8 protein-coding genes are annotated in these 6,964 nt (G+C 73.7%); 4 read left to right on the forward strand and 4 right to left on the reverse strand.

Annotated features, from left to right (window positions below):
- Positions 1–81 precede the first annotated feature (81 nt).
- Positions 82–1,164 carry a DNA integrity scanning diadenylate cyclase DisA gene (disA, locus tag VGP36_25550; protein ID HEV7658078.1) on the forward strand — a complete coding sequence of 361 codons (1,083 nt, stop codon included), beginning with the start codon at positions 82–84 and terminating at the stop codon, positions 1,162–1,164.
- Positions 1,165–1,168: 4 nt separating this feature from the next.
- Here the strand turns inward: disA and VGP36_25555 are convergent, their stop codons facing one another.
- Positions 1,169–1,873: a hypothetical protein gene (locus tag VGP36_25555; GenBank protein ID HEV7658079.1), complete on the reverse strand. Its 705-nt coding sequence runs from the start codon at positions 1,871–1,873 to the stop codon at positions 1,169–1,171.
- A 190-nt stretch (positions 1,874–2,063) separates the two neighbouring features.
- Between VGP36_25555 and VGP36_25560 the strand changes: the two genes are divergently transcribed.
- Positions 2,064–2,948 (forward strand): A/G-specific adenine glycosylase, encoded by an 885-nt coding sequence (locus VGP36_25560; protein HEV7658080.1) that lies wholly within the window; start codon positions 2,064–2,066, stop codon positions 2,946–2,948.
- A 92-nt stretch (positions 2,949–3,040) separates the two neighbouring features.
- Here the strand turns inward: VGP36_25560 and VGP36_25565 are convergent, their stop codons facing one another.
- Both VGP36_25565 and VGP36_25570 read right to left on the reverse strand, forming a co-directional pair.
- A complete protein-coding gene (locus VGP36_25565; protein HEV7658081.1) occupies positions 3,041–3,667 on the reverse strand; it encodes an MBL fold metallo-hydrolase in 627 nt (208 codons plus the stop codon).
- The gene (locus VGP36_25570; GenBank protein HEV7658082.1) at positions 3,664–4,410 is read right to left on the reverse strand and encodes a TetR/AcrR family transcriptional regulator; all 747 of its coding nucleotides are present in this window, start codon (positions 4,408–4,410) and stop codon (positions 3,664–3,666) included. The genes VGP36_25565 and VGP36_25570 overlap by 4 nt, the downstream gene beginning before the upstream one ends.
- A gap of 76 nt (positions 4,411–4,486) precedes the next feature.
- Between VGP36_25570 and VGP36_25575 the strand changes: the two genes are divergently transcribed.
- Both VGP36_25575 and VGP36_25580 read left to right on the forward strand, forming a co-directional pair.
- The gene (locus VGP36_25575) at positions 4,487–5,428 is read left to right on the forward strand and encodes an ATP-binding cassette domain-containing protein (protein ID HEV7658083.1); all 942 of its coding nucleotides are present in this window, start codon (positions 4,487–4,489) and stop codon (positions 5,426–5,428) included.
- Positions 5,425–6,189: an ABC transporter permease gene (locus VGP36_25580; protein ID HEV7658084.1), complete on the forward strand. Its 765-nt coding sequence runs from the start codon at positions 5,425–5,427 to the stop codon at positions 6,187–6,189. The genes VGP36_25575 and VGP36_25580 overlap by 4 nt, the downstream gene beginning before the upstream one ends.
- A gap of 61 nt (positions 6,190–6,250) precedes the next feature.
- On the opposite strand, the gene VGP36_25585 is transcribed toward VGP36_25580, so the two are convergent.
- The coding region (locus VGP36_25585; protein ID HEV7658085.1) for an AAA family ATPase at positions 6,251–6,964 on the reverse strand (714 nt) is incomplete at its 5' end.

Here is a 6,964-nt window from a genome sequence, read left to right on the forward strand (position 1 = left end):
CGGCGTAGGGGAGCGATCACGTGCGGTGTTCATTCGACACGCGACCGTAGACTGACGCCGTCAGTGACCCGGGGAGAGCAGGTGGCGGTGCCGGACCGCGAGGACAAGCTCCGCACGACCCTCGCCATGATCGCGCCCGGGACCGGCCTGCGGGACGGTCTCGAGCGGATCCTTCGCGGCAACACCGGCGCGCTGGTGGTGCTCGGCTACGACAAGCTGGTCGAGTCGCTGTGCACCGGCGGCTTCCCGCTGGACGTGGAGTTCTCCGCGACCGGCATGCGCGAGCTGTCCAAAATGGACGGCGCGGTGGTGCTGGCCACGGACGGCTCCCGGATCGTGCGGGCGGCCACCCAGCTGATGCCGGACCCGAGCATCCCGACCGAGGAGTCCGGCACCCGGCACCGCACCGCCCAGCGGGTCTCCTCGCAGACCGGCTACCCGGTGATCTCGGTCAGCCAGTCGATGCGCGTCATCGGCCTCTACGTCGAGGGCCGCCGGTACGTGATGGACAACTCGGCCGCGATCCTGTCCCGGGCCAACCAGGCGCTGTCCACGCTGGAGCGCTACAAGCTGCGGCTGGACGAGGTCTCCGGGACGCTGTCCGCGCTGGAGATCGAGGACCTGGTCACCGTCCGGGACGCGACCGCGGTGGCGCAGCGGCTGGAGATGGTGCGCCGGATCGCCGACGAGATCGACGGGTACGTCGTCGAGCTCGGCACCGACGGCCGGCTGCTCTCGCTGCAGCTGGAGGAGCTGCTGGCCGGCGTGGACGGCGAGCGCGCGCTGGTCGCGCGGGACTACGTGCCGGACAACAGCCGCCGCGTGAGGACCATCGAGGAGGCGCTGGCCGAGCTGGCCACGCTGTCCGCGACCGAGCTGCTCGACCTGGGCGCGGTCGCCCGCGGGCTCGGCTTCGCCGCCACCCTGGAGTCGCTGGAGACCGCGGTCAGCCCGCGCGGCTACCGGCTGCTGGCCAAGGTGCCGCGGCTGCCCGGCGCGATCGTGGACCGGCTGGTCGACCACTTCGGCGGGCTGCAGAAGCTGCTCGCGGCGACCGTGGACGACCTGCAGGCGGTCGAGGGGGTCGGCGAGTCCCGGGCCCGCTCGATCCGGGAGAGCCTGTCCCGGCTGGCCGAGTCCTCGATCCTCGAGCGGTACGTCTGAGCGGCTACTTCAGGACCATCGGGGCCCGCTTGCTGATCACGGCGCCGAGCCGGCCGATCAGCGTGTAGGCGCCGGCGCCGACCCGGGTCCGGGTGCCCTGGCACTTCTGCCGCGAGCCGAGCCCGGACCAGGTCACCGAGAAGCTCTCGACCGCGCCGGGCCGCAGCAGCTCGGCGTCCCGGCCGCCGCCGGGGAAGCAGTCGTTGCTGGACCAGAGCCGGGTCGAGCCCCGGTAGAGCAGGATCTCCTGCAGCGAGGCGCCGAGGTCGCGGGTGCAGGCGACCCCGGAGATGTTGCGGACCTGCAGGTCCAGCACGGGGTTCTGGCCGACCGGGTACGACGGCTGCTTCGGCGCCACGCTGACCCGGATCGCCGAGTCCGAGCAGGACTTCGGCGGCGCCGGCGGGGGTGTCGTGCGGGCCGGCGTCGTCCGGGCCGGGGTGGTCGGCGCCGTGGTGACCGCCGGGCCGCCGCCCGCGGGCCGGCCCGGGTCGCCGCTCGGTGCGGTCGCGGTCAGCGAGGTCGGCGCGGCCGCCGGCACCGTCGGGCTCGGGGAGGAGCCGAGCGCGGCCGCGGTGTCCCGGGGCTGGTCGCCGCCGCCGGGCAGGATCGCCCAGATCAGCAGCAGCACCACGACCACGGCGGCGAAGGCCAGAGCCCGCCGCCGCCAGTAGATCTGCGGCGGCAGGGGGCCGACCGGATGCAGCACGTGGATCACCGTAACCGCGTCGATCCCCCGCGCCCGGGTGCCGCGCCGGGACGGCCGGCCCTGGTCTCGGCCGCCTCCGGCGGCCGGGGCGGGAGCTGGAGCGCACGCCTCCCGGCGCGCCCGGCTCGGGGGGCCGCGGACGGGAGCCGCCGCCGGCTCCGGGCGCCGGGGCGGGTTAGTCTCGCGCGCGATGGAGGGATTCGCCGACTCGGTGCTGGACTGGTACGACACCGCCGCCCGGGACCTGCCCTGGCGGCGCCCCGGCGTCTCCGCCTGGGCCGTGCTGGTCAGCGAGCTGATGCTGCAGCAGACGCCGGTGGCCCGGGTGCTGCCCGCGTACGAGGCCTGGCTGGTGCGGTGGCCGACGCCGGCCGACTGCGCCGCCGCACCCTCCGGTGAGGCCGTGCGGATGTGGGGGAAGCTCGGCTACCCCCGGCGCGCGCTGCGGCTGCACGAGGCGGCCCGGGCCATCGTGGAGCGGTACGGCGGGGTGGTCCCCGCCGATGTGGACGAGCTGCTGGCGCTGCCCGGGGTGGGCACGTACACGGCCCGGGCGGTGGCCTCGTTCGCCTACGGGCAGCGCCATCCGGTGGTCGACACCAACGTGCGCCGGGTGGTCGCGCGGGCCGTGCTCGGGCAGGGCGACGCCGGGCCGCCGTCGACCACCCGGGACCTGGCCACGGTCGAGGCGCTGCTGCCGCTGCGGCCGGCCCGGGCGGCCCGGTTCGGGGTCGCCACGATGGAGCTCGGCGCGCTCGTCTGCACCGCTCGCTCGCCCCGATGCGCCGACTGTCCGATCGTCGGCTCGTGCGCCTGGCGGACGGCCGGATGTCCGCCGTACGACGGTCGGGTGACCCGACCGCAGCGGTTCGCCGGGACCGACCGGCAGGTGCGCGGGCTGCTGCTGGACGTGCTGCGCGGAAGCGAGGGGCCGGTCCCGATGGGCGCACTGGACCGGGTCTGGTCCGACGACGTGCAGCGGGCCCGGGCCCTGGACGGTCTCGTCGCCGACGGCCTGATCGACCCGCTCCCCGACGGAACCTTCGCCCTGCCCGGCACCCTCGCACCCAGCTGACCCGCCAGCCCGACCCACGCGAGCCGACCACGGCCGGGGCGGGCCACGCCGGCCGGGCCGCGCCGGGCGGGCCGTCGGGCGGGCCGGGCGGGTCAGAGCTGGATCGCCTTGCCGAGGTCCAGGCGGGAGTAGTCGGTGCCGCCGCGCTGCGCGATCCAGTTGTCGGACACCGCCTGCCCGGCCGCCGACAGCACCGCGTCGTGGGTCGGGTGGGCCCGCTGCGGCGCCACCGCCCGGACGTAGTCGATCGCCTCGGCGATCTTCATCCAGGGCGCCCCGATCGGCACCATCAGCGTCTCCACCTCGACGCCGGGCTCGGCGAACGAGTCGCCGGCGTAGTAGAGCCGCCCGTCGATCAGGTACGCGTTGTTGGCCAGGTCCGGCACGTCCTCGTGGATGTGTGCGTGCCGGTCCCCGAACACCCGGACGGACAGCCCGGCCGCGGTGAAGGCATCCCCGGGCACCACCGGCGTCACCGACGCGTCCACTTCGGTCAGCTGGGCGGCCACGTCCGGGTGGGTGTAGACGGCCAGCCCCGGGTGGGCGGCGGCCTTGAGCGCCTCGACGTCGACGTGGTCGGCGTGCTCGTGGGTGATCAGCACGGCGTCCGCACCGTGCAGCGCGGCCGCCGGCTCCGAGAAGCCGCCCGGATCGACGACGAGGACCGCGCCGTCCTGCTCGATCCGGAAGCAGGCGTGCGGGAACTTGGTCAGCTTCACCCGGAAACCCTAGACCGGTGCAGCACCTCGACGCCGTCGAGGATCCGGCGCAGGCCGAAGGCGAACTCGTCGTCCGGGAACTCGTCGAACTCGTCGTCGAACACCCCGCCGGAGACCAGCTTCGCCACCTCGGGGAACCGCTCCGGGTCGGCGACCTGGCGGACCACCGCGGCCCAGTCGACCGGCGGCCCCGACTCGGGCACCGCCGCCCGCACCAGGTCGGCGACCATCTGGACCTGCCCCCGGACGTACGTGGACAGCAGCAGCACCGTGCTGGCCCGTTCCTGGGCCTCCAGCGTGGTGCCGGCCAGCGCCCGCAACCCGCGCTCGAACCAGACCAGCTGGTTCGGCCCGGCCGGCAGCCCGCTGATCGGGACGTCCAGCATCCACCCGTGCTGCTGGTACCGGACCCGCAGCGCCCCGGCCCAGCCCTCCAGCTGCACCCGCCAGCCGGACTCGGGGTCGAGGTCCGGCGCGGCCGCGAGCGTCGCGTCCAGGCAGAGCACCAGCAGGTCGTCCTTGCTGGCCACGTACCGGTAGAGGGACATCGTGGTGAAGCCGAGCTTCTCGGCCAGCCGGCTCATCGACAGCGCGGCCAGCCCGCCGGCGTCGGCCAGCTCGATCGCGGCCGCGACGATCCGTTCCAGGCTCAGGGCGGGCTTGGGGCCGCCCCGGCGGGCCGGCGCGGACAGCCCCCAGAGCTGCACGATCGCCGGCGGCAGTCCGGGCGGGGTCTCGTTCATCGCTTGACATCCTAAGACTGTGTATGACCTACTCTAACTTGTGTACGACATACACGAACTTGGAGGGAGCACCCCGGTGAACGCAGTGGAGACGATCGGCCTGCGCAAGGCGTACGGGCCGAAGACCGTGCTGGCCGGGGTCGACCTGACCGTCGCCCGCGGCTCGGTGTTCGCGCTGCTCGGCCCGAACGGGGCCGGCAAGACGACGACCGTGCGGATCCTGGCCACGCTCCAGCCGCCGGACGGCGGCCGGGCCCGGGTCTGCGGCCGGGACGTGGTCGGCGAGCCCGCGGCGGTCCGGCGGGCGATCAGCCTGACCGGTCAGTTCGCCGCGGTCGACGAGCAGCTCACGGCGGAGGAGAACCTGCTGCTGATGGGCCGGCTGCGGCACCTGGGCCGGGCCGAGCGCCGGCGCCGGGCGGCCGAGCTGCTCGACCTGCTGGAGCTCACCGCGGACGCCCGCAGCCGGGTCCGGAGCCTGTCCGGCGGCATGCGCCGCAAGGTCGACCTGGCCATGAGCCTGATCGCCCGGCCCGAGGTGCTGTTCCTGGACGAGCCGACCACCGGGCTGGACCCGCGCAGCCGGCAGGCGGTCTGGGACGTCGTCGGTGAGCTCGCCGCCGACGGGGTGACGATCTTCCTGACCACGCAGTACCTGGAGGAGGCCGACCGGCTGGCCGGCCTGATCGCGGTGCTGGACGGCGGCCGGGTCGTCGCCGCCGGCAGCGCCGACGAGCTCAAGCGCCGGGTCGGCACCGAGCAGGTCTCGCTGCTGCTGGCCGGCCCGGCCGGGCCCGCGCTCGCGCTGCTCGGCGACACCGTGGTCCGCACGGCCGAGGAGACCGTCTGGGTCGCCACCGACGGCACGGCCGGCCACCTGCGGCACGTGCTCAACACGCTCGCGGAGGGCGGCATCCCGGTCCGGACGGTGACCGCGCACCGGCCCACCCTCGACGACGTCTTCCGCACCCTGACCGACCGCACGGAGTCCCGCACCCTCGAAGGAGCCACCCGATGAGCACGCTGACCTTCGCCGTCGCCGACACCGGCGCGATGGTGGGCCGGTCCGTACGGCACACCGTGCGCAACCTGGAGTCGCTGCTGATGTCGGTGATCCTGCCGGTGGTGCTGATGCTGATGTTCGTCTACGTCTTCGGCGGCGCCATCGACCCGACCGGCCACTACGCGAACTACGTGGTGCCGGGGATCATCCTGCTCTGCACCGGCTACGGCGCCGCGTCGACCGCGGTGGACGTGGCCCAGGACCTCTCCGAGGGCATCGTGGACCGGTTCCGGTCGATGCCGATCGTCAGCTCCGCCGTGCTCACCGGGCACGTCGTGGCGAGCCTGGCCCGCAACGCGCTGGCGACCGTGCTGGTGATCGGGGTGGCGTACCTGACCGGGTTCCGGCCGGACGCGGGTGCGCTGGAGTGGCTCGCGGTCGCCGGGATGCTGCTGCTCTGGGTGCTGGCACTGTCCTGGGTCGCGGTCTGCTTCGGGCTGCTGGTCCGCACCGTCGAGGGCGCGAACGGGTTCACCTTCCTGGTGCTGTTCCTGCCCTACCTGTCCAGCGCGTTCGTGCCGACCGACACGATGCGGGCCGGGCTGCGGGCGGTGGCCGACGTGCAGCCGGTCACGCCGATCACCGAGACCCTGCGCGGGCTGCTGCTCGGCACCGGAATCGGCTCGTACGGGCTGCAGGCGATCGTCTGGTGCGCCGGCCTGCTCCTGGTCGCGTACGCCGGCGCGGCCGTCCTGTTCCGCCGCCGGACCGCATGACGGAAACGCCGAAGGACGGGACCCCCGATCGGGGTCCCGCCCTTCGTCACGTCGTACGGACCTACTCCTCAGCGCCGCCCGCGACGTCCACGACCAGCGGCGTGTCCGGCACCGGGGCGGGCTTGGCCTCGCCGCGGAAGGTGAACTCCTCCGCGTCGCCCTCGCCCTGGGTGTCGACCACCACGATCTGGCCGGCGGTCAGCTCGCCGAACAGGATCTTCTCGGACAGCGAGTCCTCGATGTCGCGCTGGATGGTCCGGCGCAACGGCCGGGCCCCGAGCACCGGGTCCCAGCCCTTCTTCGCCAGCAGCGCCTTGGCGCTGACGGTGAGCTCCAGGCCCATGTCCTTGTTCTTCAGAGCGCCGTCGACCCGGGTGAGCATGATCTCGACGATGTCGACGATCTCCTCCTGGCTCAACTGGTGGAAGACGATGATGTCGTCGATCCGGTTGAGGAACTCCGGGCGGAAATGCTGCTTGAGCTCGTCGGTGACCCGGTTCTTCATCCGCTCGTAGTTGCTCGCGGTGTCGTTGCCGGCCTGGAACCCGAGCGAGACCGCCTTGGCGATGTCCCGGGTGCCGAGGTTGGTGGTGAGGATCAGGACGGTGTTCTTGAAGTCCACGATCCGGCCCTGACCGTCGGTCAGCCGGCCGTCCTCCAGCACCTGCAACAGCGTGTTGAAGACGTCCGGGTGGGCCTTCTCCACCTCGTCGAACAGCACCACCGAGAACGGCTTGCGCCGCACCTTCTCGGTCAGCTGGCCACCCTCGTCGTA

The sequence above is a fragment of the Mycobacteriales bacterium genome (assembly GCA_035995165.1).
In the GTDB taxonomy this organism is placed as follows: Bacteria; Actinomycetota; Actinomycetes; order Mycobacteriales; family CADCTP01; genus CADCTP01.

Excerpts from the sequence above, each read along its gene's own strand:
- VGP36_25560 (HEV7658080.1), top strand. The coding sequence starts at position 2,064 with ATGGAGGGATTCGCCGACTCGGTGCTGGACTGGTACGACACCGCCGCC.
- VGP36_25570 (HEV7658082.1), bottom strand. The coding sequence starts at position 4,410 with ATGAACGAGACCCCGCCCGGACTGCCGCCGGCGATCGTGCAGCTCTGG.
- VGP36_25580 (HEV7658084.1), top strand. The coding sequence starts at position 5,425 with ATGAGCACGCTGACCTTCGCCGTCGCCGACACCGGCGCGATGGTGGGC.